The sequence below is a fragment of the Lactobacillus sp. YT155 genome (genome assembly GCF_030504545.1).
Taxonomy (GTDB): Bacteria; Bacillota; Bacilli; order Lactobacillales; family Lactobacillaceae; genus BQUT01.
Map to the genome: position 1 here is coordinate 82,693 of NZ_JAUKWP010000004.1, position 24,107 is coordinate 106,799.

25 protein-coding genes, 1 tRNA gene and 1 other annotated feature are annotated in these 24,107 nt (G+C 34.7%); of the genes, 1 reads left to right on the plus strand and 25 read right to left on the minus strand.

The window, feature by feature from the left end; all coding sequences use genetic code 11:
- Window positions 1-8: 8 nt before the first annotated feature.
- From rsmB to gmk, 5 genes are read right to left on the minus strand one after another with little or no spacing between them, the layout of a single operon-like run.
- Window positions 9-1,331: a 16S rRNA (cytosine(967)-C(5))-methyltransferase RsmB gene (gene rsmB, locus Q2T76_RS05670; RefSeq protein WP_302084563.1), complete on the minus strand. Its 1,323-nt coding sequence runs from the start codon at window positions 1,329-1,331 to the stop codon at window positions 9-11.
- Window positions 1,324-2,262 carry a methionyl-tRNA formyltransferase gene (fmt, locus tag Q2T76_RS05675; RefSeq protein ID WP_302084564.1) on the minus strand — a complete coding sequence of 313 codons (939 nt, stop codon included), beginning with the start codon at window positions 2,260-2,262 and terminating at the stop codon, window positions 1,324-1,326. The genes rsmB and fmt overlap by 8 nt, the downstream gene beginning before the upstream one ends.
- Window positions 2,263-2,277: 15 nt before the next feature.
- The gene (priA, locus tag Q2T76_RS05680; RefSeq protein ID WP_302084565.1) at window positions 2,278-4,659 is read right to left on the minus strand and encodes a primosomal protein N'; all 2,382 of its coding nucleotides are present in this window, start codon (window positions 4,657-4,659) and stop codon (window positions 2,278-2,280) included.
- 54 nt (window positions 4,660-4,713) lie between these two features.
- On the minus strand, window positions 4,714-4,971 hold the full coding sequence (gene rpoZ, locus Q2T76_RS05685; RefSeq protein ID WP_302084566.1) for a DNA-directed RNA polymerase subunit omega: 258 nt from the start codon (window positions 4,969-4,971) through the stop codon (window positions 4,714-4,716).
- A complete protein-coding gene (gene gmk, locus Q2T76_RS05690; RefSeq protein WP_302084567.1) occupies window positions 4,968-5,582 on the minus strand; it encodes a guanylate kinase in 615 nt (204 codons plus the stop codon). The genes rpoZ and gmk overlap by 4 nt, the downstream gene beginning before the upstream one ends.
- Before the next feature lie 170 nt (window positions 5,583-5,752).
- Between gmk and Q2T76_RS05695 the strand changes: the two genes are divergently transcribed.
- Window positions 5,753-6,082, plus strand: a complete 330-nt coding sequence (locus Q2T76_RS05695) for a hypothetical protein (RefSeq protein ID WP_302084568.1) — start codon at window positions 5,753-5,755, stop codon at window positions 6,080-6,082.
- On the opposite strand, the gene recN is transcribed toward Q2T76_RS05695, so the two are convergent.
- From recN to miaA, 20 genes are all read right to left on the minus strand, one after another.
- Window positions 6,071-7,756: a DNA repair protein RecN gene (gene recN, locus Q2T76_RS05700; protein WP_302084569.1), complete on the minus strand. Its 1,686-nt coding sequence runs from the start codon at window positions 7,754-7,756 to the stop codon at window positions 6,071-6,073. The genes Q2T76_RS05695 and recN overlap by 12 nt on opposite strands.
- Window positions 7,757-7,764: 8 nt before the next feature.
- Window positions 7,765-8,595 carry a TlyA family RNA methyltransferase gene (locus Q2T76_RS05705; RefSeq protein ID WP_302084570.1) on the minus strand — a complete coding sequence of 277 codons (831 nt, stop codon included), beginning with the start codon at window positions 8,593-8,595 and terminating at the stop codon, window positions 7,765-7,767.
- Entirely contained in the window at window positions 8,588-9,469 is an 882-nt protein-coding gene (locus tag Q2T76_RS05710; protein WP_302084571.1) for a polyprenyl synthetase family protein, read from the minus strand. Before Q2T76_RS05710 ends, Q2T76_RS05705 begins: the two co-directional genes overlap by 8 nt.
- A 4-nt stretch (window positions 9,470-9,473) precedes the next feature.
- Window positions 9,474-9,704 (minus strand): exodeoxyribonuclease VII small subunit, encoded by a 231-nt coding sequence (locus tag Q2T76_RS05715; RefSeq protein WP_302084572.1) that lies wholly within the window; start codon window positions 9,702-9,704, stop codon window positions 9,474-9,476.
- Complete coding sequence (xseA, locus tag Q2T76_RS05720; RefSeq protein WP_302084573.1) at window positions 9,694-11,037, minus strand: exodeoxyribonuclease VII large subunit; 1,344 nt, start codon at window positions 11,035-11,037, stop codon at window positions 9,694-9,696. The genes Q2T76_RS05715 and xseA overlap by 11 nt, the downstream gene beginning before the upstream one ends.
- On the minus strand, window positions 11,024-11,878 hold the full coding sequence (locus tag Q2T76_RS05725) for a bifunctional 5,10-methylenetetrahydrofolate dehydrogenase/5,10-methenyltetrahydrofolate cyclohydrolase (protein WP_302084574.1): 855 nt from the start codon (window positions 11,876-11,878) through the stop codon (window positions 11,024-11,026). Before Q2T76_RS05725 ends, xseA begins: the two co-directional genes overlap by 14 nt.
- Before the next feature lie 48 nt (window positions 11,879-11,926).
- A complete protein-coding gene (gene nusB / locus Q2T76_RS05730) occupies window positions 11,927-12,346 on the minus strand; it encodes a transcription antitermination factor NusB (RefSeq protein ID WP_302084575.1) in 420 nt (139 codons plus the stop codon).
- A 14-nt stretch (window positions 12,347-12,360) separates the two neighbouring features.
- Window positions 12,361-12,774: an Asp23/Gls24 family envelope stress response protein gene (locus Q2T76_RS05735; protein WP_302084576.1), complete on the minus strand. Its 414-nt coding sequence runs from the start codon at window positions 12,772-12,774 to the stop codon at window positions 12,361-12,363.
- A gap of 27 nt (window positions 12,775-12,801) precedes the next feature.
- Window positions 12,802-13,365, minus strand: coding sequence for an elongation factor P (efp, locus tag Q2T76_RS05740; RefSeq protein WP_302084577.1), 564 nt, complete (start codon window positions 13,363-13,365; stop codon window positions 12,802-12,804).
- A 168-nt stretch (window positions 13,366-13,533) separates the two neighbouring features.
- On the minus strand, window positions 13,534-14,241 hold the full coding sequence (locus tag Q2T76_RS05745; protein ID WP_302084578.1) for a hypothetical protein: 708 nt from the start codon (window positions 14,239-14,241) through the stop codon (window positions 13,534-13,536).
- Between the two features lie 134 nt (window positions 14,242-14,375).
- Window positions 14,376-14,648, minus strand: a complete 273-nt coding sequence (gene rpmA, locus Q2T76_RS05750) for a 50S ribosomal protein L27 (protein WP_302084685.1) — start codon at window positions 14,646-14,648, stop codon at window positions 14,376-14,378.
- 17 nt (window positions 14,649-14,665) lie between these two features.
- On the minus strand, window positions 14,666-15,001 hold the full coding sequence (locus Q2T76_RS05755) for a ribosomal-processing cysteine protease Prp (RefSeq protein WP_302084579.1): 336 nt from the start codon (window positions 14,999-15,001) through the stop codon (window positions 14,666-14,668).
- Window positions 15,002-15,319 carry a 50S ribosomal protein L21 gene (gene rplU / locus Q2T76_RS05760; RefSeq protein ID WP_302084580.1) on the minus strand — a complete coding sequence of 106 codons (318 nt, stop codon included), beginning with the start codon at window positions 15,317-15,319 and terminating at the stop codon, window positions 15,002-15,004.
- Between the two features lie 9 nt (window positions 15,320-15,328).
- Window positions 15,329-15,396: a sequence feature (ribosomal protein L21 leader region), on the minus strand.
- Between the two features lie 52 nt (window positions 15,397-15,448).
- On the minus strand, window positions 15,449-16,348 hold the full coding sequence (locus Q2T76_RS05765; RefSeq protein ID WP_302084581.1) for a glycine betaine ABC transporter substrate-binding protein: 900 nt from the start codon (window positions 16,346-16,348) through the stop codon (window positions 15,449-15,451).
- 9 nt (window positions 16,349-16,357) lie between these two features.
- Window positions 16,358-17,209 carry a proline/glycine betaine ABC transporter permease gene (locus tag Q2T76_RS05770; RefSeq protein WP_302084582.1) on the minus strand — a complete coding sequence of 284 codons (852 nt, stop codon included), beginning with the start codon at window positions 17,207-17,209 and terminating at the stop codon, window positions 16,358-16,360.
- Window positions 17,202-18,404: a glycine betaine/L-proline ABC transporter ATP-binding protein gene (locus tag Q2T76_RS05775; RefSeq protein ID WP_302084583.1), complete on the minus strand. Its 1,203-nt coding sequence runs from the start codon at window positions 18,402-18,404 to the stop codon at window positions 17,202-17,204. The genes Q2T76_RS05770 and Q2T76_RS05775 overlap by 8 nt, the downstream gene beginning before the upstream one ends.
- A gap of 125 nt (window positions 18,405-18,529) precedes the next feature.
- The gene (locus Q2T76_RS05780; RefSeq protein ID WP_302084584.1) at window positions 18,530-18,895 is read right to left on the minus strand and encodes a DUF1304 domain-containing protein; all 366 of its coding nucleotides are present in this window, start codon (window positions 18,893-18,895) and stop codon (window positions 18,530-18,532) included.
- Between the two features lie 139 nt (window positions 18,896-19,034).
- Window positions 19,035-19,108 (minus strand) — tRNA-Arg (locus tag Q2T76_RS05785).
- Window positions 19,109-19,258: 150 nt separating this feature from the next.
- On the minus strand, window positions 19,259-23,011 hold the full coding sequence (locus Q2T76_RS05790; RefSeq protein WP_302084585.1) for a MucBP domain-containing protein: 3,753 nt from the start codon (window positions 23,009-23,011) through the stop codon (window positions 19,259-19,261).
- Between the two features lie 162 nt (window positions 23,012-23,173).
- The gene (gene miaA / locus Q2T76_RS05795) at window positions 23,174-24,088 is read right to left on the minus strand and encodes a tRNA (adenosine(37)-N6)-dimethylallyltransferase MiaA (protein WP_302084586.1); all 915 of its coding nucleotides are present in this window, start codon (window positions 24,086-24,088) and stop codon (window positions 23,174-23,176) included.
- Between the last annotated feature and the right edge of the window lie 19 nt (window positions 24,089-24,107).

Consider the following 24,107-nt stretch of genomic DNA (forward strand, 5'->3'; position numbering starts at 1 on the left):
ATTCCTCTTTATTTGATACGTTTAAATGCACTGATGAAGAATCCATCAGTTTGAAACTCATCTGGGTATAATTTTACCATTTTATCATCAGATTTGCCTAAATCGTTTAATACCTTGATTTGTTCGTAGTTTTCGTGAGTACTTATAAAATTATCAACTACTTGTTGATTTTCTTCATTTGTAATTGTGCAAGTACTATAGACCAAAATTCCTTGAACCTTCAAAACCTCTGCGGCGGCATTTAATATTTTTGACTGAATTTTTGTTAAATCATCAATGTCGCTTGGTTTTTTAAAATATCTCATTTCTGGTTTTCTACGTAATAATCCCAGACCAGAACATGGAGCATCAACTAAAACTCGATCGAATTCTTGATTGAGAGTTGCCACTTGTGTTGCATCCAGACTTTTAACATTCACTACTGAATCCACCTGAAGTCTTCTAGCGTTGTCTTCAATTAATTTCAATTTGTGATCATAAATATCCAAGGCTGTGATAGAACCACCGAGACTTTCATCCAAAAAACTAGCTATATGAGTTGTCTTACCACCGGGTGCGGCACAAGCATCTAATACTTGGGAATCTTTTTGTACTTGTAATGCTGGTGCTACCAACATCGAACTTTCATCTTGAATCGTGTACATCCCTTGATCAAATTCTGGCAGGCTAATCACTCGACTGTCATTAGTAACTAACCCATATGGAGAAATTTGACTTGGCTGAACTTCAATTTCAAGTTCATCAAAACGACTCTTTAATTCTTCAACTGTAATCAAATTAGTATTAACACGTAATGATAAATGTGAAGGGTGATTTAATGACTTCAGGATACTTAAACATTTTTCTTTTCCCAATTGTTCAGTTAACTTCTGAACAATCCAGACTGGAACACTGTATTGGACACTTAGGCGATTCGTTTCGTCCTTAATAATGGTGATTTCTTTATGACCCTTACGTTGATAGTTTCGCAATACTCCGTTTACAAATCCGCTAATACCACGATTCCCTCTTGATTTCGCAATTTCAACCGATTCGTAGATTACGGCATGATCAGGAATTTTATCTAAATATTCTATTTGATAAACCGACATCAACAAAAGATAGTTAACCCAATTATCGACTTTTTTACCTTTTAAGTAATCTTGTAAATAAAAATCAAGGGTCAGCTTATGCTGTAGAACTCCGTAAACTAGATTAGTTAATAATCCAATATCTTTGTGATTCAAGCCACTATTATTGATGGCTCGATTTAATTCAATATTTGAATATGACTCTTGAGAAAGCACTTTTTCAATAACTTCAAGTGCTACACTTCTGACTGTTTTATTCAACGATATTTTGACCTACCTTAATGTCTCGACCTACTCCATTTAAGAAAGAATTGATATCCATTGTTTTCTTACCTGCAGGTTGCAACTGTTGCAGAGAAATCGCATTTTCACCAGCTTTAATAACTAATTTCTTCTTAGTACGCTCAATCACTACTCCAGCAGGTTCATTACTGCTATCCTCAACGACTTGAGCTAACCAGATTTTTGTGTGGTTGCCAGAAATATTCATCCATGCTCCGGGATTAGAATTTAAGGCACGAATTTTGTTCACTAGATTAATTGCTGAGTCGTTAATATCTAGTTGTTCTTCTTCTTTAGCAATATTAGGTGAAATAGTTGCTTGACTCTCATCTTGAGCCTCACGATTATTGGTTTGATTAATAATACTTGGCAAAGTCTCGAGTAATAAGTCACGGCCGAAAACTGCTAGTTTTTCAAACATCGAATCACCAGTATCGGTTGGTAAGATGTCAACTGAAGTTTTGGCAATCATATCACCTGCATCCATGGCTTTAACCATATACATAATAGTGATTCCGGTTTGTTGATCACCATTCATAATTGCTCTTTGAATTGGTGCACCACCACGATATTTGGGCAACAATGAACCATGAACATTGATTGCACTTGTGACTGATTCAAGCAAACTGACTGGTAAAAATTGTCCATATGCAGCGGTAATCAATAAATCTGCTGATAAATTAATTAACTTAGCTATTTCTTCACTTCCAGAAAGTTTTTCTGGTTGGTAAACCGGGATATTATTTTCTAAAGCGACTTTTTTTACCGGAGTCGCTACTAGTTCTTTTTTACGACCAACTGGTTTATCTGGTTGTGTAACTGCAGCAATCACTTCATAGTTGTTGGCTAAGAGTCCCTTTAAGACTGTCGCGGAAAATTCTGGAGTTCCCATGAAAATTATTTTTGTCATTGTTTCACCTCATATCTATTGTGGATCACTATCAATGGAAATTTTGAAACCATCATTGATGTCTTTTTGAGTTTCTATCAGTAATTGTGTTAATACCTCATGAACAATTTGCTGATTCTTGTATTTAAGCATAATTTGATAATAATACTTGTTCTTAACTCGAGCAATCATTGCAGGTGTTGGTCCTAAAATAATCACTTCATCATTAAATTGTTGATCAAAAAAGTTCTTGATTTCAAAGGCTTTTTTTAGTGCCTTATTTTCATATTGATGACTTATGGTGATTTGAGTAGCGTAATAAAATGGCGGGTAATCGCTACGGTGTCTAATAAACATTTCATGTTGATAAAAATCTTCGTAATCATGTTTTGCTGCTAATTGAATAGCATAATGTTCAGGATTATAAGTTTGAATAATAACTCGTCCACTTTTATCAGCTCGACCGGCTCGACCACTAACTTGGGTCAACAATTGAAAAGTTCTTTCGCTGGCACGAAAATCTGAAATAGCTAATGTCGTATCGGCATTAATAACTCCAACTAAAGTCACATCAGGAAAATCCAATCCTTTGGCAATCATTTGCGTACCTAATAGGATTTGAGCTTTCTTTTGAGCAAATTGATTTAATATTTTGCTATGAGCACCTTTTCTAGAAGTGGTATCGACATCCATCCTTAAAATTCCAGCATCAGGAAAGATTTCACTTAATTGCTCCTGAATTTTTTGGGTTCCTGTTCCATGTGAACGCAATTTGTCACTTTGACAATTTGGACAACTGGTTGGCATTTGACTCTCAAAGCCACAATAATGGCATTTCAAAATATTGTGGTCTTTATGAACGGTAAGTGAAACATCACAATTTGGACATTTGAAAACAAAGCCACATTCTCGACACATAAGAAACGCTGAATAGCCACGTTTATTTAATAGCAAAACAGCCTGTTCATCATTCTTAATCGTCGTATCAAGTGCATTAATCAGTGATTCACTAAAATCACCAGTCTTAGCAGCATTATTCAAGTCACGCATATCAATAATATCTACTGGTGGTAATGGATTATCATTAACTCTCTTAGGCATCTTAATTAACTGATAAACATTCTTTTGAGCTCGTGCTCGTGATTCCAAGCTTGGTGTTGCACTTCCAAGAACAACTGGGCAATGGTTATATTTTCCTCGCCAAATAGCCACATCTCGAGCGTGATAACGTGGGTTTTCATCTTGTTTATAACTAGACTCATGTTCCTCATCAATAATAATTATGCCTAAATCGTCTAATGGTGCGAAAATGGCACTTCGTGCACCCACGACAACTTGTGCCTCACCACGTTCAATTCGTCGCCATTCATCATATTTTTCGCCATTAGATAAACCACTATGTAAAACAGCAACTTTACTTTGAAATCTTTGCGAAACTCGACTGACCATTTGTGGAGTTAATGAAATTTCTGGTACTAACATCAAGGCAGTTTTACCTTCATCCAAAGCATTTTGAATGGTATTTAGATAAACCTCTGTCTTACCTGAACCAGTTACTCCCTCGATAAGAAAAGTCTCTGACTGACTAGTCTTAATTTTGTCAGTGATTTGATTAATAGCTTTAGTTTGCTCACTTGTTAATTCGTAATCTTTTTGTTCTTGTTCGGCATAATTATTTTGCGGACTACGGTATGTTTCTAATTGTAGTTTTTCAAATATTTTTGCTTCAACAGTAGCATTAATAGCACTTGTTGATACATTAATTAGTTTAGCAAGCTCTGTGATTGCAATGATATTTTTAGGATTACTAATGAAATAATCAATTACTTTAACTTGAGCTTTTTTCTTGCGATTATTTTCTTTTAATTGAATAAGTTCGTCCACAGAATGAGAATTCTTAACCGCAACAACCGTCTTTTTTTTAGCTCTGTTCTCGACAGAGTAAACTATTTCTATTTTGCCTTGAGTTTTATATCGTTTAATTTTTAAAAGTTCATCATTAGATAATTTGTCAGTGACTTCAACTTGACCATCAACAAATAAGCCATCTTGATTGAGCATTTCATCTTTTACAATCGCGATTTGATGATATTTTGCTCGCATAACATTTGGCAACATGGTTTTTAAACTAGAAATTCTAAACGAATAAGTTTGATCAGCTATCCACTTAGAAAGTTCTAGCATCTCATCATTTAAAACTGGTTCAACATCAATTAGATTAGAAATTGGTTTTAATTTTCCAGAAAAGTCAGTTTGTTCAACAACAGAATCAACAAAGCCTTGAATTTTTCTACGTCCAAAAGGAACTTCAACTCGAACTCCTTTAGAGACAACATCCTTTAATTCTTCGGGAATTTCGTAGTCAAAGGTTTTGTTTGTTTGCATTGTTGAAATATCTACAATTATCTTGGCAATCATTTACTCACCTACTATTAAAAAAACCTCCACTAACACAGTGAAGGATTGCAAAAGCTATTTATCTTGTTCTAATTCCTGTATATCCATTTTCTCAGCATCTTTTTCAAGCATAATTGACTTAGGATCAATTTCAATCTTTCCATCTGCAATTTCTTCTAAGGATTGACCAATTACTCGTGGTGATTGATAAGTACTCATCATTTCAACATCACCGTTTTCAAGTTCATGAGCTCTTTTAGCAGCTAAGACTGCAAGTGAATATCGAGAATCAACTCTGTCTAATAATTTATCAATTGAAGGATCTATAATCATTTCTTTTCACCTATTACTTTCTTATAACTATCAAATACACGTGATACTTTTAAATGTTCGCTTCGAATAATGTTTTCGATTTTTCTGACTGCACGAGGAATTTCATCATTAACTACAGCGTAATCATAGTGTGACATCAATTCGATTTCTTGTCTAGCTTTTTCAATTCTTTTGTTAATAGTTTCATCATCTTCAGTTCCGCGATGAGAAATTCTCTTTTTTAAACTTCCTAAGTCTGGTGGAGTTAAAAAGATAAAAACGCCATCAGGCATTTTTTCTCTAACTTGCATAGCACCGTTAACTTCGATTTCAAGTAATACGTCACGACCACTATCAAGTTTTTGTTGAACATATTTTAAAGGAGTTCCATAGTAATTGTCGACATATTTAGCATATTCTAGCATGCCACCATTTTTTATCTCTGCTTCAAACTCTTCTTTAGTACGGAAGTAATAATCAATTCCTTCACGTTCACGAGGACGCATTTTGCGAGTTGTCATTGAGACTGAATAATCAAACTTTATTCGTGATTTTTTTACCATAGCTTTTCTAACCGTTCCCTTACCAACGCCAGAAGGTCCGGATAGAACAATTAACATTCCTTTAGACATATTCAACCTACTCTTTAAAATATAATAAATACATTTTGGGCTAAAAGCTTAGATATTTCAAGGTTTTTTTACTTTATAAAGCAAAAAGATATTAAGAAAATCTAAATCCACTTGCATATGAGAACGTTTGTTCGTATACTATAAATACAAACAAATGTTCGGAGGAACTTATGATGGAATTAAAAACAACTAGTCTAAACAACCTAAAAGAAACTATTACTAATGAAACAATGAATCTTCTCTATTCAACTTTTGATTTAAACTTTGGTCATCGTCACGAATCTGACGAACAACAAATGCCACTTAACCAAATCAATGAATTTTTAAATCAAGGCTATCAATTCAAATATGATTTAGAAATTACTTTCAAAAATGATATTGAACTTAATGGAACTCTTGTTTCCAAAAAAGATGATCAAACCTACATCTTTAATACTGACGGAAATATCTTCCGTATCTTAAAAAATGATGATGTTAAATTTGTTAAACTAGCTGATTAATTCGTTTTGCTTTTGATGTGCTAAGTCTAACAACTCTTTAGCATTATTAATTGTCAGATCAGTAACCTTCGTTCCTGATAACATTTGAGCAATGACATCAATTCTTTGTTCATCATTTAAATTAGCAACAGCAGTCGTGGTTGAATCCGTGGTTGCTGTTTTTTTAATGTACAATTGAACATTACTCATTGCTGCTACTTGTGGTAAGTGCGTAATGCAAAGTACCTGGATCTTTTGTGCAATTAAATAAATTTTGTTGGCAATAGCTTGGGCAACCCGACCACTTACGCCTGTATCAATTTCATCAAAAACAATTGTCGAAATATTCAAGGCTTGTGAAGTAATAACTTCTAAAGCCAACATTATTCTTGAGAGCTCACCACCTGAAGCAATTTTTGCTAAAGATTTGAAGTCTTCACCAGGATTAGTCTTTAACTCAAAATTAACCAAGTCTTTTCCGGTTTCAATAAAATCGTCAGCAACTTCAAAATTCACCCGAAATTCGGTTTTTTCCATATACAAGTCATTTAATTGTTCTTTAATTTGACGGGATAAGTTTGTAGCTATTGTTTGACGTTCTGTATGAATTTGCTTTGCTAAACCGGTTAACTTTGTAGTTAATTGTTCAATTTCTTCTTCTAATATTTCAGGACTTGAGTTTTCATCTAAGATATCATCTAACTCAGCTTGAGCTTTCTCACCAAATTCAATTACATCATTGATAGTTGGTCCATATTTCTTTTCAAGATTTTGAAATAATTGAAGTCTTTTCTCAATTTCATCCAATCTCTGGGGATTATAATCTAAGCCATCCAATAATTGCGAAATTGTACTCATACTATCTTGCAGATTGTAATACGATTCTGTCACCGTATCGCCAACTTGTTTGAAGTCGGCATCATAATCGGCAATTGAATTTAGTTCTTCCATAACGCCACCAGTATTATCAACAATATTCCCTGATAATTGGTCATAGGCATCACGAAGAGCTGAAGAGATTTTCTCATAATTAGCTAATTGATCACGTTGCTCTTCGAGTTCGCTTTCTTCGTTAGGAAGTAACTGAGCTTCGGTTATTTCAGAAATTTGAAAAGTTAGCATGTCTCTTCTTTGAGCTAACTCTTGGGCGTTTTTTTGGATATTTCTTAGTTTTTGTTGAGCAGACTTATACTCTTGAAAAACTGAGAAGTATTTACTCTTAAGCTGTTCTAATTCACTTCCAGCAAACTTATCTAGAATTGTGAGATGGTTTTCTTCTTGAAGTAAACTTTGGCTTTGATTTTGTCCATGAATATCGACTAGCGTTTGACCAATCTCAGCTAGTACTGCTAGACTTATCAATTCACCATTAGCACGACAGACATTTCGTCCATTAGCAGAGAAATCACGCTTTAAAACCAGCATTTCATCAGAAAAATCAATATCCTGTTCCTTTAAAATTGCTTGGGTATCTTTGTTTTTAGAAATATCAAATAAACCTTGAATAACAGCCTTTTCGGCACCAGTACGGATAAATTCACTGGAACCGCGTCCACCAGTCAACAAGCCCAGTGCATCAATAATAATTGACTTCCCGGCACCAGTTTCACCGGTCATAGCTGTCATTTTGTCTTGAAATTGAATATTAACTTCATTAATAATCGCAAAATCCTTAATTAATAATTCTTTTAACATAGTAACCTCTATTTATTTAACTCGGAATACGCATTGTTAAGAACATCTTCAATCGACAATTGAGAAGAAATACTATTTGTTCCTTCTTCCTTAGGTTTTTGGATGTGTAATAAGAACTCGATATTTCCCTCACCACCTTTAATCGGTGAATAATCTAATCCTAAAACATTGAATCCTGTTGTTAGTGCAAAATCAATTACTTTTTGTATCACTTGTTCATGAATCTTGCGGTCACGAACAATTCCTTTTTTACCAACGTTTTCTTTCCCGGCCTCGAACTGTGGTTTAATCAAACAAACAGCGTGAGATTCTGGAACTATAATTTCATACATCGGACCAAGAATTAACTCTAATGAAATAAACGAGACATCTGTCATGGCAAACTCAGGTAATCCTTGATTGAAGTCTGCTGGCTTGCTGTAACGAAAGTTAACTTGTTCCATTACAACAACTCGATTATCACTTCGTAATTTCCAAGCTAATTGATTGGTACCAACATCTAAAGCATAAACTTGTTTAGCTCCATTTTGCAGTGCAACATCAGTAAATCCACCTGTAGACGAACCAATATCTAAACAAATTTTATCATTTAAATCAATTTCAAAGGATTGTAAGGCTTTCTCTAATTTAAAAGCACCGCGACCAACATATTTCATTGGTTCACCCTTTAAATGCAATAGTGTCTCTTCATCAATTTTTTCACCAGGCTTATCGAGACGTAAATTATCTTGATTATAGACCTCACCAGCCATGATTGATCGTTTTGCTTGCTCTCTAGATGTGAACAAGCCTTGTTCAACTAATAGAACATCAACTCTTTGTTTTGCCAATTTATTCACCTAAATCAAAGTATTTTAAAAAATCAGTTAGTAAATCACTTGAAACACTGAGTCTATCCAAGTTATCTTGAGCAGAATCTCGTAATTCTTGTAAATATTTCTTGGCACCTTCAAGTCCTAAGAGACTTGGATAAGTATTCTTACCTTCTACACTATCTTTTTGAGCTTTTTTGCCTAATTGCTCAGTAGTCGAAGTTACATCTAGAATATCATCCTTAACTTGAAATGCTAAACCAATTTTCTTCCCAAATTGCGAAATCTCCGCATAGTCGCGATCAGAAGCCTCTACTAAAGCAAGTGCCATTTCCAAACTAGCCAGTAACAAATCGCCAGTCTTTTGCTTATGAAGCTTTTCTAACTGGCTTTGATCTAGCACGTGTCCAGTATTGTTGATATCAAGCCATTGACCAGAAATCATTCCGTTGGCTCCTGCTTTAGTACTCAAGATTTTTACTAATTCAATTTTTTGCTGTGCGGTAATGACTTCATTATTGCTGATAAATTCGAATGCCATCGTCAATAAAGCATCACCGGCTAAAACGGCTGACCCTGTTCCATAGACTTTGTGATTGGTAGGTTTTCCTCTTCTTAAGTCATCATTGTCCATTTCTGGTAGGTCATCATGAATCAATGAGTACGTATGAATCAATTCTAAACTAGCAGCAACATCATAATAATTGCTTAATTGATTGACTCCAAAAGTTTGCAAGGTTGCTAAAAACAGTATTGGTCTGATTCTTTTACCACCAGCATCAAATGAGTAGCGCATCGACTCAGCCAATTCTCGATTGTTAACTTTTTGATCAATTAAATTATCTGCTGTCAAAATTAGTTTCTCAGCATGCTCATGTTGAAAGTCTTGAAAGTTATTCAATTACTTACTCCACATCTAATGTAGTTTCATCAAGATTCTTTTCTTGATTATCGTCAGTCATCACCTTGGTAATTGTCTTCTCTGCATCTTTAAGAGTCTTTTCAAGTGTATTGCTTAATTCAACACCCTTTTGAAACTTCTTCATTGCTTCTTCCAAGGCTACGTCACCTTGTTCTAAGTCAGAAACGATTGTTTCTAATTCTTTCATATTGTCTTCAAAAGTTTTATTTGCCATCTTCTTTTACCTCATTAACAGTCGCTTCTATTTTTCCATCAGTAACTTGAATAGTTATTGCATCTTCTTTACGAAAATCTTTACTTTGATTAATTACTTGATTATCTTTACTTACCACTGAATAGCCACGGCTTAAAGTCTTCAATGGACTTAAACTATCAAGCTTATCAATGTTATTTTGAAATTGATTTTGCTTCTTCACTATCTCAGTCTTAAAGTTTACTTGTAACTTATCAGTTAAAGTTTGTAATTCGATTTGTTGTTGATTTACTAATATTCGTGGACTACTGTGAATTAATCTTTGTTTTGTAAAAACCAACTCATTATTGAAATTACGCAAAATTTGTCGATAATTTACCATTAAACCGTTTTTTAATTGGTCTAACTTTTGCAGATAAACATCATACAATCGTTGAGGATTTCTCATGATTGGTCGTTGCTTAATGTTAGATACTTGTTCTAAAAGTAATCTAATTTGTCGTTTCTGATTTGTATATAACCGATTTCTTAGTTCACTTATTTTTAATAATAATTGATCTAGTTCAGGAGTTGCTAGTTCTGCGGCTGCAGTTGGTGTAGCAGCTCGAACATCAGCCACCAAATCGGCAATTGTCGTATCGGTTTCATGACCGACAGAAGAAATTACGGGGATGTCGCTTTCAACAATAGCTCTGGCAACTCGTTCTTCATTGAATGGCCATAAGTCTTCAATTGAACCACCACCACGACCGATGATTAAAGTATCAAAATTACCATCCTCATTGACTCGTCTAATTTGACGAACAATATCATCAGCAGCCTTGTCTCCTTGAACAGTAGCTGGATATAAGACTAGTTGCACGATTGGGAATCTTCGCATTGTTGTCGTAATAATATCTCTAATTACCGCACCCGATTCACTAGTAATCACAGCAATCCGTTTTGGGAACTGAGAAATCGGTTGTTTTGGAAGATCAAATACTCCTTCAAGTTGCAATTTTTCTTTCAATTGTTCATATGCTTGATAAAGTGAACCAATACCATCTGGTTCCATACCTTCAACATAAATCTGATAAGTACCACTGGGTTCGTAAACAGAAATTCGACCAGTTATCAGTACTTTCATTCCTTCTTGAGGTGCAAATTTTAATTTAGAAAAAGCACTTTTGAACATAATTGCTGAAATTTTACTGTTATCATCTTTGAGCGAAAAATACTGATGAGCATTGGGACGCATACGAAAATTAGAAATTTCGCCGACTAAATAAACCCTACCTAGATAAGGATCAACATCAAATTTTCTTTTGATATATTGACTTAAAGCCGTTACTGTTAAGTATTTATCCCTTTGCATTAGCTCTTCTTTCTGCAATTTGTATAGTTTGATACATTAATCCGGTAATTGTCATTGGGCCGACACCACCAGGAACTGGTGTTATAAGTGATGCTTTAGGACTAACTTCGTCAAACTTAACATCCCCAGTCAACTTACCATCAACACGATTCATTCCAACATCAACTACTACTGCCCCATCTTTAACAAAGTCGGCAGTAATGAATTCACTTCTACCGATTGCGACAATCAAAATATCAGCTTGTCTAGTAACTTCTGATAAGTTCTTGGTATGAGAGTGAGTAATTGTCACTGTAGCGTGTGCATTGAGCATTAATGAAGCCACAGGACGACCAACAATATTACTACGACCCACAATCACAACATTTTTGCCATCAACATCAATCTTATATTTTTCTAGTAACAACATAATTCCTTTAGCGGTAGCTGGAACTTGTTGTGGGTCATTCATATATAATTTTCCTACATTATATGGAGCAAAACCATCTACGTCTTTAGCTGGATTGACTGCATTAACAATCGTGTCTTCATTGATATGCTTAGGAAGTGGTAACTGTACAATAAAACCATCTATATCATCACGATTGTTTAGTTTGTCAATTTCACTTAATAGCTCACTTTCACTGATTGAATCAAGCAAAAGAATTTCTTCGAAGTTAAATCCTAACTTCTCGGCACGGCGTTTCTTGTTTCTTACATATATCTCACTGGCACTGTTGTCGCCAACCATGATTACTGCCAAGCCTGGAGTTATATCTTTTTCTTTTAATTTCGCAATTCTAGTGAGCATTTCCTCGTCGAAATAACTTGCAGTTGCTTTTCCATCAAGAATATTATCCATAAGTACGCCTCCAAATATAAAAAGCCGGTTCACTATGACCGGCGTTTTTTAATCATCAATAAAATTGGATAAAACAGCATTAATAAAGCCAGCGGCATCGTCATCACTATATTGATGAGCTAATTCAATAGCTTCATTGATACCAACTTTTTGCGGTACTTCATTGCTATATAAGATTTCAAACAATCCTAAGCGTAAAATATCTAAATTAATCACCGGCAGGCGATCAATTGACCATTTCTTGCCTAATTTTGTTGAAATTTTCTCATCCAATCCTGTTTTACTTTGTCTAACACCATTTACAAGAAATTCTAAATAATCGGGAATCTCAACTGAATCTTCATCGTCAATAGAAAATTTGTATCTTAAGGCGTTTTCGATGGCTTCTTGTTCCGATAATTCATTAGAATCCATTGAATATAAAACTTGTAGCGCTAACTCTCTAATCTCATGACGATTTATTTCCACAATATTCTTCCTTTTTATTCAGAAATTTTAATTCCTTCTATTTTCCCATTAGCCTTCTTGGCAATTAATCCCACTACATGAACATTAACATCAGTTAGTTTCAAATCAGTCATAAAAGATAATTGTTCTTTAAATGCTTTTTGAAGTTTGATTGAAACCTTAGGAACTGAAACCCCATAGTCAAAGTAGACAAAAATGTCCGCAACTAATCCATCATCAGTTTCTTTGATTGTGACACCTTTACCATGGTTATCCATGCCAAAAATTGAGTTTAAAGTTGATGATAATGAATCTCTCATATCATAAACTCCATCAACTTCTTTAGCAGCAATTCCCAGAATTGTTTCCAAGACTTTAGGTGAAACTTTTACGTCACCACTGACATTATTATTTTTTTGTTGAATTGAAATATATTTTGAATCAGACATATCTAAAATCTCCTTCACTGCAAATGATTAGTTTGCTCTTGAAATATATGATCCGTCCTGAGTATTAATAGTCAATACATCACCACTATTAACAAAGAATGGTACTTGAACAACCAATCCTGTTTCCATAGTTGCTGGTTTTGAGCCACCTGATTGGGTATTCCCTTTAATAGTAGCTTCTGTTTCAGTAACAGCTAAATCAACGGTATTAGGAAGTTCAACCCCAAGAGTTTCTCCACCATGCATAATCACATTAACCATCATATTTTCTTTCAAATACTTAAGTTCTTCTTGAATTTGTTTTCCGTCGAGTTCAAGTTGTTCATAAGTTTCAGTATCCATGAAGACGTGATTATCACCATCAGCATATAGATATTGCATTTTCTTATTATCAATTTGAGCTTTTTCAACTTTTGCAGTTGAACGGAAAGTTTGTTCTTGCAAGGCACCTGTACGCAAATTCTTTAATTTAGATCTAACAAACGCACTACCCTTACCAGGCTTAACGTGTTGGAATTCGACCACGCGCCATAATTCACCATCGATATCGATTGTTAAACCATTTTTAAAATCATTTACTGAAATAGACATTAGTATTTCTCCTCGCTAATTTATCTTACTAATAATAGCAATTATCCACCTATAAAATCAAGCTTCTTGGTACTTTATCTTTGAACAAACAAAAACCTTCGCCGTTGAATTCAGTTTCAACAACCAAGGTATTATTTTCTATTTTTTAATTAAAGTAAAACCGGCAATTTATAGTGGTCTACCAGTTCGATGCGAACGGTCAACATTTTCTTTCTCCAACCAATCAACATAATCCTTAGCAGTTTTCATTGAGACTTTTGAATTATCCATTACAACTTTCACTGCTTTTACCTTGTTGTTTTCTTTGAGAAGTTGAATTACTTCTTTTTTCTGAGTAACGGTTAAAATTTCAGATCTTACTTCAGTAACCTTATATGGAACAACATTTTTATCTTTTAATAACCATCTCATTGCATAACCAATTATCAAAAATAGAATTAGATATTGAATAAATCGATAACCATATAAAATAAAACTCGATACGGGTTCAATTTCCCCGCCCTTGGTAATTAAGTTAATGGAATAGCTACTAGCATAATGACCTGGAGCGTAGTTTGAGATATCTTTACCAATAACCAACTGACCCTGTGAACTATAAATCCACTCCAGTGGTTTGTTATAAATAAAGTTACCCCATGTGTCCATCGCCATTCCCATAAATGCCGCAAAAAATGCAATCACTGTCGTAGCTGTTGGATCTTTTGTGCTTCTGACTTTATACAAGACTATGGAGAAAATAACTAATAAAACTATGCTCCAAATTCCTTGAGTTTGCATACCACTATACATAACCCATGCAGCTCCAAAGAAGATTGCTATTCCAATTAATAGGATCCCGACTAATATTCCTATAACTCCCACTTGTTTCTTCATCATAAATTCCTGTTCTTATATTTTTCGTATATATTCACCATTATATCAAACATAAGAAGTAAATTATTATCACAATATATAATTATGTGTGAAAAAAGCACAAAAAAAGCTATCAACTGAGTTGATAGCTTTTTAAATTAATATACTGAAACTTGTTTTTTGTTCTTGCCAAGACGTTCGAATTTAACAACGCCTTCTTTTAATGCAAACAATGTGTCATCACCACCGATACCAACATTTGTACCAGGATGGATTTTTGTTCCACGTTGTCTGAAAATGATTGATCCAGCGTTAGCACGTTGACCATCAGCAATCTTAGCACCTAGTCTACGACCAGCTGAGTCACGTCCGTTTGATGTTGATCCTCCACCTTTATGGTGAGAGAAGAATTGTAAGTCCATTTTAAGAATCATAATAATTACCTCCGTTAGTCAACATACTGTACAAAGACAGGATATTGTTCAACTATACTTTTATATATTAAATTAAAGTTCTCCAAAAGTAATGCGACGTCATGATTGATGGTTTCAGAATTATCATAATCAACATGAAGTTCTAAGTAGCCACCATTTTTTTCATCAAGTTTAACTTTTGGTTCGACACCAACAAGTTTTTCAATACTATTGTTAGTTCCAATAGAAATCACGGAAACAGCTGAACAAACAATGTCTAATTCATCATCTTCGCCGTAATCGGCATGTCCAGTTAAGATAAAATCAGTAATTCGATTTTGACTGTCTCGTTTAAAACTTGCTTTAATCATTTATTTAGCTTTCTTGATGCTTTCAATCATAACTTTTGTATATGGTTGACGGTGACCTTTTTTAGTATGTGAATGCTTCTTAGGTTTGTACTTGTAAGTTACAACTTTACGTTCCTTACCTTGTTTTTCAACTTTACCAGAAACAGTCATACCTTTAACAAAAGGTGTTCCAACGGTAGTTTTTTTACCATCAACGACCATGATAACTTCGTCAAAAGTAACTTTCTTACCTTCTTCAACGTCAAGCTTTTCAACATAGATTGCTTGTTTTTCTTCAACCTTATATTGTTTGCCGCCAGTTTTGATAATTGCGTACATATAAATGTACCTCCTTCTAAGACTCGCCATGTGGGTGACTATGCTTTAAGACCCAATATGTGCGGTTGTAGATTACAACTAGTAAAATTTACCAGAAAAATAACGGATAGTCAATAGTTAAACGGATTATTAGTGATTTTTAAGGTCTTCGACACTGTTGATATCTTTCATATATTTAGGAACAGCTAAACCAACTTTTGCTCCTTTAAGGTTTTCACCTAAATCAACAAATTTACCTTTGAAATCTTTATAAAAAACTCCTGATGTCTTAGGTAACCAAGCACATACTTGGGCATCAGCTGCATTCGTAGAAATTGAAGACCACATAGGTTGGATTTCCATTGCTTGAATTGTGACATCATATCCAATTGAATCAAGAACTTCAGCCACAACATTAGTTGAAGCAATTTCTGAATCCCAAGCAACATAAGTCATTTTCAATTTTCTATTTTTAACATGAGGAACATCTTTGGTCCACTCATCAACTTGTTTTTGATTCTTCTTAATCCAATTCTTAGCAGCAGTTTTTGGTTCAGCGCCATTATTTACCTGCAACATCACATCAGACATTTGTTCTTTGGTCCAATGAAATCTGTCTAAGACTTGATAAGCACTTGGCTCATCTTTTTTCAGTCCTACACGAACAATTGTATGAATGCTCTCGGCTTTACCAAATGAATTCTTAGGATCTTTTAAGAATTTAATAGGAAACTTGGTAAACATCCAGTGTGGTTGCCATCCAGTTACGACGATTGGCCGCTTATCCTTAATGGCTTTTTGCAAGGTACTAGTCATTGCAGCTGTTGAACTTGTCTGTAATTGCCAATTATCTTTTTGAAGACCATAATCTTTAATTGCGGATTGCGTAGCAGCCATAATTCCAGCTCCCGCATCAATTCCAGTAATCGTATAGTTGATTTGTTTTCCAACTGGTTTTTTCGAATCATACTTAGGTAAACTTGCAGAACAAGAAATTAAGATGAAAGAAGCAAGAATTAATGAAATAACTGAAATAATTTTCTTCTTCATATTAACCCCCTATTTCTTCTGCTTCGTTAATGCTTGAGTCAATCGATCCAGAATAATTGCAAGAATAACAATTGCTATTCCGGCAGCGAATCCATTACCAGCATCGTTTCTACCTACAGCAAAGTAAACTCTAGTTCCTAAGCCCATTGCACCAATCATTGAAGCAATAACTACCATTGATAGTGATAACATCATACTCTGATTAACACCAGCCATCATTGTTGACTTAGCAAGTGGTAATTGGACTTTAAACAATTCTTGCCACTTGGTTGAACCGTATGACTCAGCAGCTTCTATTAATTCGGTAGGAACTTGACGAATACCCAAGTTAGTCATTCTAACTGTTGGTGGCATCGCAAAAATAACTGAAGCTACAACACCAGGGACCATTCCGATTCCAAAGAATGCTACCGCTGGAATCAAGTAAACAAAGGCTGGCATCGTCTGCATGAAATCAAGAATTGGTTTAAAAATCAATTCAGCAGTGTCACTCTTACCCATCCAAATTCCCACAGGAATTCCAATGATAAGCGAAATTAGCGTTGAAGTTAGAACTAAGGTTAAAGTTTGTGTCATATCACGCCAGAAACCTAAGTTAACGATTAATAATAAACCTAGTAATTCAAATACCAATAGTGCATAATTTTGTTTCTTTTTATTAGCAAAAGCAGTTAAAGCAATAATAATAATGATAAATAACCAGAAAGGTATTAAATCAAAGAACCACTGGAATCCATTAATTATTCCACCAATAAAATTAGAAATCACATTAAAAAATTCTGTAAATTTGGTCAATTCATTAACTAATGAATCAATCCATTTTGCTAACGGAATTGCTTGTAAACCGATAATATTAAGCAAATTCACTCACCTCATTTCCTGTTAAAGCTCCTAGAACAGAACCACGGATAATTATTCCTTTTAGACGACCATCATCATCAATAACCGCGTAAGGAATTGGGGTTTGTGAAATTTCTTCCATCAAATCTTGTAGTGGTGTATCTGGGGATGTTGTAGGGATGTGGTCTTTGCTAACGATACTTGCAAGATCACGACTACCCTCTTTAACTAATTTAGCAACGTCCATTACGTCAAGAGCACCGACTAGCTTATGTTGATTATCAATCACATAAACCATGGAAACTTCATCTTCACGCATGCGTTTTAGAGCTAATCTTGGACCATCTTTTTGAATATTGATGGTCGTTGGTCGAATCATAACATTTTCAGCAGTTAGGACCTTCGTACGGTCAACACTTTCAATGAATTTTTCAACATAATCATCAGCAGGTTTGGTCAAAATATCTTCTGGTGTACCAATTTGAATGACTTTAGCGTCTTTCATAATCATGATATGATCACCAATTTTCAAAGCCTCATTTAAGTCATGACTAATGAAAATAATTGTCTTGTGCAGTCTTTCTTGCAAATCCAAGAGTTGGTCTTGCATATCTGATCTAATTAATGGGTCTAAGGCTGAAAAGGCCTCATCCATTAATAAAATCTGTGAATCATTTGCTAGAGCACGGGCTAAGCCAACACGCTGTTGCATACCACCAGATAATTGGTCAGGATATTGATCATAGTATCCTTCTAGCCCAACTTCTTTCAAAGCTTCGATTGCTTTTTGTTTACGAGTTTCTTTATCGACACCTTGAATTTCTAATCCATATTCAGTGTTTTCTAAAACTGTTCGATTGGGAAAGAGTCCGAAGTTTTGAAATACCATACTCATCTTCTTACGACGAATATCAAGCAGTTCCTTCTTATCAACTTTCATCAAGTCTTGACCATCGATCTCAACTTTTCCACTAGTTGGTTCAATCAAACGGTTAATCATTCTTAACACCGTTGATTTACCTGAACCAGAAAGTCCCATGATAACGAAAATTTCGCCATCTTCGATTTCAAAGTTAGCACGATCTACCCCAATGGTAGCACCGGTTTCCTTCAAAATTTCTGATTTATTTTTGCCTTTTTTTAATAGTTCTTTGGCACGAGAACTTCTACGACCAAAAATCTTGGTAAGATCTGTTACTTTTACCTTTACTGTCATTAAATCCTCCTTAAAAACAAAAAAACTTTGACATTCATCAAAGTTTTACACTATTAATATGCTAACAAAGATATGGAGTCACTTCAAATTATTCCGTTGAGTGCTCATTTTCGTACAATAATTTCCTAAGAAAAAATATAAAGAACCGCCAATGCGACTGCCGCTGGCAAAGCTTGAATGAAATAAATTCTTTTTGTAACTGTTGCCCCACCATAAATACCTACTATAATGATAAAAATCAATTCTAAGCTTAATACCATTACAAGTGCACTGGCTGGCACTAATACCAAACTAGCTAAGATTAACAGTCCTAAGCTTCTGTTGTAAATTCCCATATTTTTCAATACAATCTGAGCATTTTCTTGCTGTACGAATTTCAAGGGCATGCCGAAACTTTCAGCTTGCTTCTCAGGAGCGGAAAACATTTCTAAATACATTATTCCTAGGTGCAATACTGCGGTAATAGCAATTAAAATTTTAACAAATAACATTTCACTATTCCTTTATATATAATGTTGCCATTTTATCATAGATAACATTTACGCTATTAAATAGACACTCACAAAATCACAAAATAAAAAAGCCACCAACGTTTTTATTAACGTTAGTAGCTTTTTGTTTACCATTCAATGTCACGGGTGAGATTCGAACTCACGACCTACGGTTTAGAAGACCGTTGCTCTATCCAACTGAGCCACCGTGACAACTCAAAAATGGTACTAAATTATTGTAGTATTTAAATGCCCTAACTGTCAACGACTTTTCGTGATTTATTCAAAAATATTTCACTTTATGACAAATAAAAAAGCCCTATCAAGATAAGACTCTCATCTTTTCTTAATTAGGCTCTTTTTTTAAGCTTTTCTCTTTTTAGAATTCATGTAAACTGCGATTCCAACTAAACTAATTAATCCTAAAATTGATAGTACATTGTTTTGTGTATTATCACCAGTTCTTGGCAATTTCTTAGGATCTACCTTCTTAGGTGTTGGTTTAGTTACAACTGCCTTAGCTTCTTGAGAATATACATATGTAACAGTTTGTGGATCATATGTGAAGACTCCAGAAGTTGAATCTTTTACCGTTGCGAGTTGTTTTTCTTTCTTAACAGCTTCATCTTTTGATACAGTAGCAAATTTTTCTTTCTTATCTGCTTTGTCTGATGATTCAGCTGAACTCGTTAGTACTTCTTTTAGATTCCAACCTGAAATCTTCTTAGCAGTAGTTGTATATGGATCATGAATTTTACCATTCAAAACATCTGAAGTAGCTAATTCTTTTCCTTTTTCATCTACGTACTTAACAGTAACTGCTGCACCATCATTCTTACGGTATACATAAGTAACTGTTTGTTCATCATATGTAAATTTACCATCAGCGTTGTCAGGTGTGGCAATTAATGTCCAGTCAGTAATATCTTTGGCTGTTGTTGTGTATGGATCATGAATCTTACCATTCAATGTTTCTGAATCAGCTAATTCATTTCCTTCTTCGTCAACATATTTAACATTAACAGGTGCACCGTCGTTTTTCATGTAAACGTAAACTACCATTTGAGGACTGTATGTGAATGTTCCTGTAGCGTTAGCTGGTGTAGCTGTCAATGTCCAGTCAGTGATATCTTTAGCTACTGTTGTATATGGATCATGAATCTTACCATTCAATGTTTCTGAAGTAGCTAATTCATTTCCTTCTTCATCAACATACTTAACTGTTATTGCAGCACCGTCATTTTTACGATATACGTAAGTTACTGTTTGAGGACTATATGTAAATGTTCCACTAGCATTTGCCGGTGTAGTAATTAAAGTCCAGTCAGTAATGTCTTTAGCAATTGTGCTATAAGCATCACCAATTTTACCATTCAATGTATTAGAAGTTGCCAGTTCATTGCCAGCTTCGTCAACAAATCTTACGGTAATTGGTGCGCCAGCTTTCTTAGTATAGACATAAGTTACTGTTTGAGCTGTAGTTGTGAACTTACCTGTAGCGTTAGCTGGGGTTGTTTTTAATTCCCAGTCAGCGATTGTTTTGGCTGAGGTTGAGTAAGGATCATCAATCTTACCATTCAATACGTCTGAAGTTGCTAACTTATTACCAGCTTCGTCAACGTAGTTAACGGTAACTGGTGCTCCGGCTGCTCTTGTATAAACATAAGTAACTGTTTGAGCTGTAGTTGTAAACTTACCTGTTGCATTAGCAGGTGTTGTCTTAAGCACCCAGTTAGCAATTGTTTTAGCTGAACTAGTATATGGGTCGTCAATTTTACCATTCAATGTTTCTGAGGTAGCAATCTTGTTACCAGCTTCGTCAACGTAGTTAACAGTAACTGGTGCTCCTGCTTTTTTAGTATATACATAAGTTACTGTTTGAGCAGTATCTGTAAATTTACCTTTGGCATTGGCAGGTGTTGTTTTCACTTCCCAGTTAGTAATTGTTTTTGGTGAAGTTGAATATGGATCGTCAATCTTACCGTTCAATACATCGGAAGTTGTCAACTTATTACCATCTTCATCAACATAGTTAACAGTAACTGGTGCTCCTGCTGCTCTAGTGTATACGTAAGTTACTGTTTGAGCAGTACTTGTGAATTTACCTGTAGCATTTGCTGGAGTTGTCTTAAGTACCCAACCAGTAACTGTTTTTGCTGATGTTGAATAAGGATCATCAATCTTACCGTTCAATGTGTCTGAAGTAGCAATCTTGTTACCAGCTTCGTCAACATAATTGACGGTAACTGGTGCTCCGGCTGCTCTTTCCCATTGTGCAACTAGAGTTGTATCTGCAGTGATTTCAAAAACATTATTTGGTTGATAAATATCGCCAGTAGCAGCATCTTTCCAACCAGTGAAGGTATATCCAGGACGACTGAGTGGTGAATTACTCTTAACTGTTACGTCTTGAGTTTTTGGATAAATTTTGTCATCGGTAACTGAACCTGTTCCTCCGTTTGCATCATAGGTTACTTTAACAGCTCTTGGGAAAACCATGACTGCGTCGGCTCCGAATACCCAATCGTTTTTTCCATTATTAACAAGCTTTGATGAGTCAGGAGTGTTCCCGTCAGCGGCATCTTTATACCAATAACCAGTATTATTGATATTATCTCTTGCTAATTGATCATAGCCACCAACAACCAATCTTGTTGGATAAGTAAGTTTAATATCTTCAGTATATGAAGTAAACTTATCAACGTTTTCAGTATACAAAGGAATATTGGAAGTAAAGTTATTTGGTCCATACATATATTCCATATTATTAATACTTATTCCAATTGTTACTTTTTGGCGAGATTCACTATTAATAGTAACCATTTCTTTATTAATGCTCTTGACATTAAAAGTTCCATAAGGGTTATGAGTACCAATAGCGTCTCCAACCTTCAAATCACCAAGAAAAATATCTGTAGGTAAGAATAAGACATAAGTCAACTCGTTTATAGGTAAATTTTGATATCCACCTGGTGACCAAAGATTACTTACAGCGGTTGTTTCGTAACGATCCTTATTACTTGGTGAATCCTTTTTCTTTGTAAATTTAACTGGATTGGGATTGTGCCCTGGTTCATTCTTAAGACTCAACCAGTTCATAATTCTAAAGTGAGCTACACCACGCAATACTTCGGTACCATCAACTACACGATTATCTTTCGTATCGATTGATTGTTGAACAGAATAAGCCGCACCAATTTGGTTATATCTTTTAACTTCCGGATAGTTTGAGTCTGGAATCTGATAAGTTGAACCGTTATATTTCCATGCCCAATCATTATTAGCAGCATTTTGAACTGCAAGCCCGGGCGTGAAACTAACCGTATGAGGATAAGTATTCTGAGGTTCTCCGTTAATTGTGTTTAAAAATGATGCAGTAAAGTTATAGTTAGAACGAATGTTTACGGATGCAGCATCTGTAACATTCTCATAAACAACTTTTGTATATACAACGGCATCAGTCTCCGTTAAATCAATGCTCTTTCCAGCAGTACCTGAATAAACTTGTTTCCAAGCTCCAGTAGTACTGCTTTTACCATAAACTGTCACCTTAGTTGCATTTCCTAGCAAAGGGACATTAATATTTTTCAAATAAACCTTACTTGAATCTAAAGGTACGACAGTATCTGTATCTGAACCGAAATTTAATACATCATTATAAACAATAACGTTAGCTGCACCAGAATTATCACCGTTGACACCGTATCCAGTAAAAAATTTGTCTACTCCAGTTACAAAGGTAAATCCACCATTAATTGTATTGTTTATATAACCGGCATTACTACCGTTTTTAATCATGTCAACATTGCGTCCTATAATATTATTATATGGCCATGACGCATTATAACTAGGAGCAGAGGCAACCTTATAGTCACCATCAGTATAGGCAGCTGGTTTTATATTTGTTATTTGATTATTTGCTTTCTTTTCAGCTTCCTCTTTGGAACTATTTTTCTTTTTCTCTTTACTATTCTTATCGTTCTTTTGAATAGTTGTATTTTCTTCAACAGCATTTAAATTTTCGACAGCTGAAGAAACCCCACTTGATCCAAAAACCATAACAAATGCAGCGATTGATATCACCGCTCGAGTAAAAAAGCTTCTCTTCTTTCCCATAAATAAACTCCCTCTTCTATAAATGAGTAATAAATGCTTATTTATAGCATACAGTAATTATTATTTATTTTCTACAATAAAATCAAATAATGTTTATAAGGAATATGTTTAATTAAGAGAAAAGATTGTGAAAAACCCCACAAGATAAAGGGTTTCAGTGACTCACTTTTCTAAAAATAAATTTACTTTTTTTTCAATTTTTTCTAAATAATTACTTGCTCTTATATCGAACCAATCAACTGACATTTGATTATTAAAGTATGTCATTTGTCTTTTGGCAAATCTACGGGTGTTTCGTTTAATTAATCTCTCGGCTTCTTCCAGTGGATATTCCTCTTCAAAATAACCAAAGAGTTCCTTATACCCGATTCCCATCTGTGCTTGAGGTACTTGCTCTTTTTTATTGAATAGCATTTTTGCTTCTGCTTCCAATCCCTGTTCAAACATTGCATCCACACGAGAATTGATTCTTTGATAGACTTTTTCGCGGTCATCAGTTAGACCAATTAATAGAAATTCATTATTCTCATTAGGTTGATCAACTTGATTAGAGAAGGTTTGATTGGTTAACTGATTAACTTCAATCGCCCGAATTAAACGTCGTTTATTTTTAGCATCGATTGTTGCTGCACTCTGTGGGTCATTTTCTTTTAACAGCTCGTATAGTTCAGAAGTATTCTTTTGTTCCAATTCTGCTCTTAAAGCAGTCTCACTTATTCCATCATCTCCGCCGAGATGCATTCCTTTTATCAAGGCGTTCAAATAGAAACCAGTTCCACCTACTACAATAGGGAGATGGTCACTGGCGCTAATTTGCTCGATTAAATCATTGGCTTGAGCTTGGAAGTTTTTGACCGAATACGATTCAGTTACTTCACAGATATCAATTAAATAGTGTTTGACTAATTCTTGCTCTTGTTTAGAAATTTTTGCAGTTCCAATATCTAGTCCTTTATAAACTTGCATGGAGTCACCAGAAATAATTTCACCATTGTATTTAAGAGCCAGTTTAATCCCTAAATCACTCTTACCAATAGCGGTTGGACCAAGAATCACGATTACTTTATTTTTTTTCATTGCTTTACCGTTTCAAATA

Coding starts and splice junctions, on each gene's coding strand:
- fmt (WP_302084564.1), bottom strand. CDS start 2,262: ATGACAAAAATAATTTTCATGGGAACTCCAGAATTTTCCGCGACAGTC.
- priA (WP_302084565.1), bottom strand. CDS start 4,659: ATGATTGCCAAGATAATTGTAGATATTTCAACAATGCAAACAAACAAA.
- rpoZ (WP_302084566.1), bottom strand. CDS start 4,971: ATGATTATAGATCCTTCAATTGATAAATTATTAGACAGAGTTGATTCT.
- gmk (WP_302084567.1), bottom strand. CDS start 5,582: ATGTCTAAAGGAATGTTAATTGTTCTATCCGGACCTTCTGGCGTTGGT.
- Q2T76_RS05695 (WP_302084568.1), top strand. CDS start 5,753: ATGATGGAATTAAAAACAACTAGTCTAAACAACCTAAAAGAAACTATT.
- recN (WP_302084569.1), bottom strand. CDS start 7,756: ATGTTAAAAGAATTATTAATTAAGGATTTTGCGATTATTAATGAAGTT.
- Q2T76_RS05715 (WP_302084572.1), bottom strand. CDS start 9,704: ATGGCAAATAAAACTTTTGAAGACAATATGAAAGAATTAGAAACAATC.
- xseA (WP_302084573.1), bottom strand. CDS start 11,037: ATGCAAAGGGATAAATACTTAACAGTAACGGCTTTAAGTCAATATATC.
- Q2T76_RS05725 (WP_302084574.1), bottom strand. CDS start 11,878: ATGGATAATATTCTTGATGGAAAAGCAACTGCAAGTTATTTCGACGAG.
- Q2T76_RS05735 (WP_302084576.1), bottom strand. CDS start 12,774: ATGTCTGATTCAAAATATATTTCAATTCAACAAAAAAATAATAATGTC.
- efp (WP_302084577.1), bottom strand. CDS start 13,365: ATGTCTATTTCAGTAAATGATTTTAAAAATGGTTTAACAATCGATATC.
- Q2T76_RS05745 (WP_302084578.1), bottom strand. CDS start 14,241: ATGATGAAGAAACAAGTGGGAGTTATAGGAATATTAGTCGGGATCCTA.
- Q2T76_RS05755 (WP_302084579.1), bottom strand. CDS start 15,001: ATGATTAAAGCAAGTTTTAAACGAGACAGTCAAAATCGAATTACTGAT.
- rplU (WP_302084580.1), bottom strand. CDS start 15,319: ATGTACGCAATTATCAAAACTGGCGGCAAACAATATAAGGTTGAAGAA.
- Q2T76_RS05765 (WP_302084581.1), bottom strand. CDS start 16,348: ATGAAGAAGAAAATTATTTCAGTTATTTCATTAATTCTTGCTTCTTTC.
- Q2T76_RS05775 (WP_302084583.1), bottom strand. CDS start 18,404: ATGACAGTAAAGGTAAAAGTAACAGATCTTACCAAGATTTTTGGTCGT.
- Q2T76_RS05780 (WP_302084584.1), bottom strand. CDS start 18,895: ATGTTATTTGTTAAAATTTTAATTGCTATTACCGCAGTATTGCACCTA.
- Q2T76_RS05790 (WP_302084585.1), bottom strand. CDS start 23,011: ATGGGAAAGAAGAGAAGCTTTTTTACTCGAGCGGTGATATCAATCGCT.
- miaA (WP_302084586.1), bottom strand. CDS start 24,088: ATGAAAAAAAATAAAGTAATCGTGATTCTTGGTCCAACCGCTATTGGT.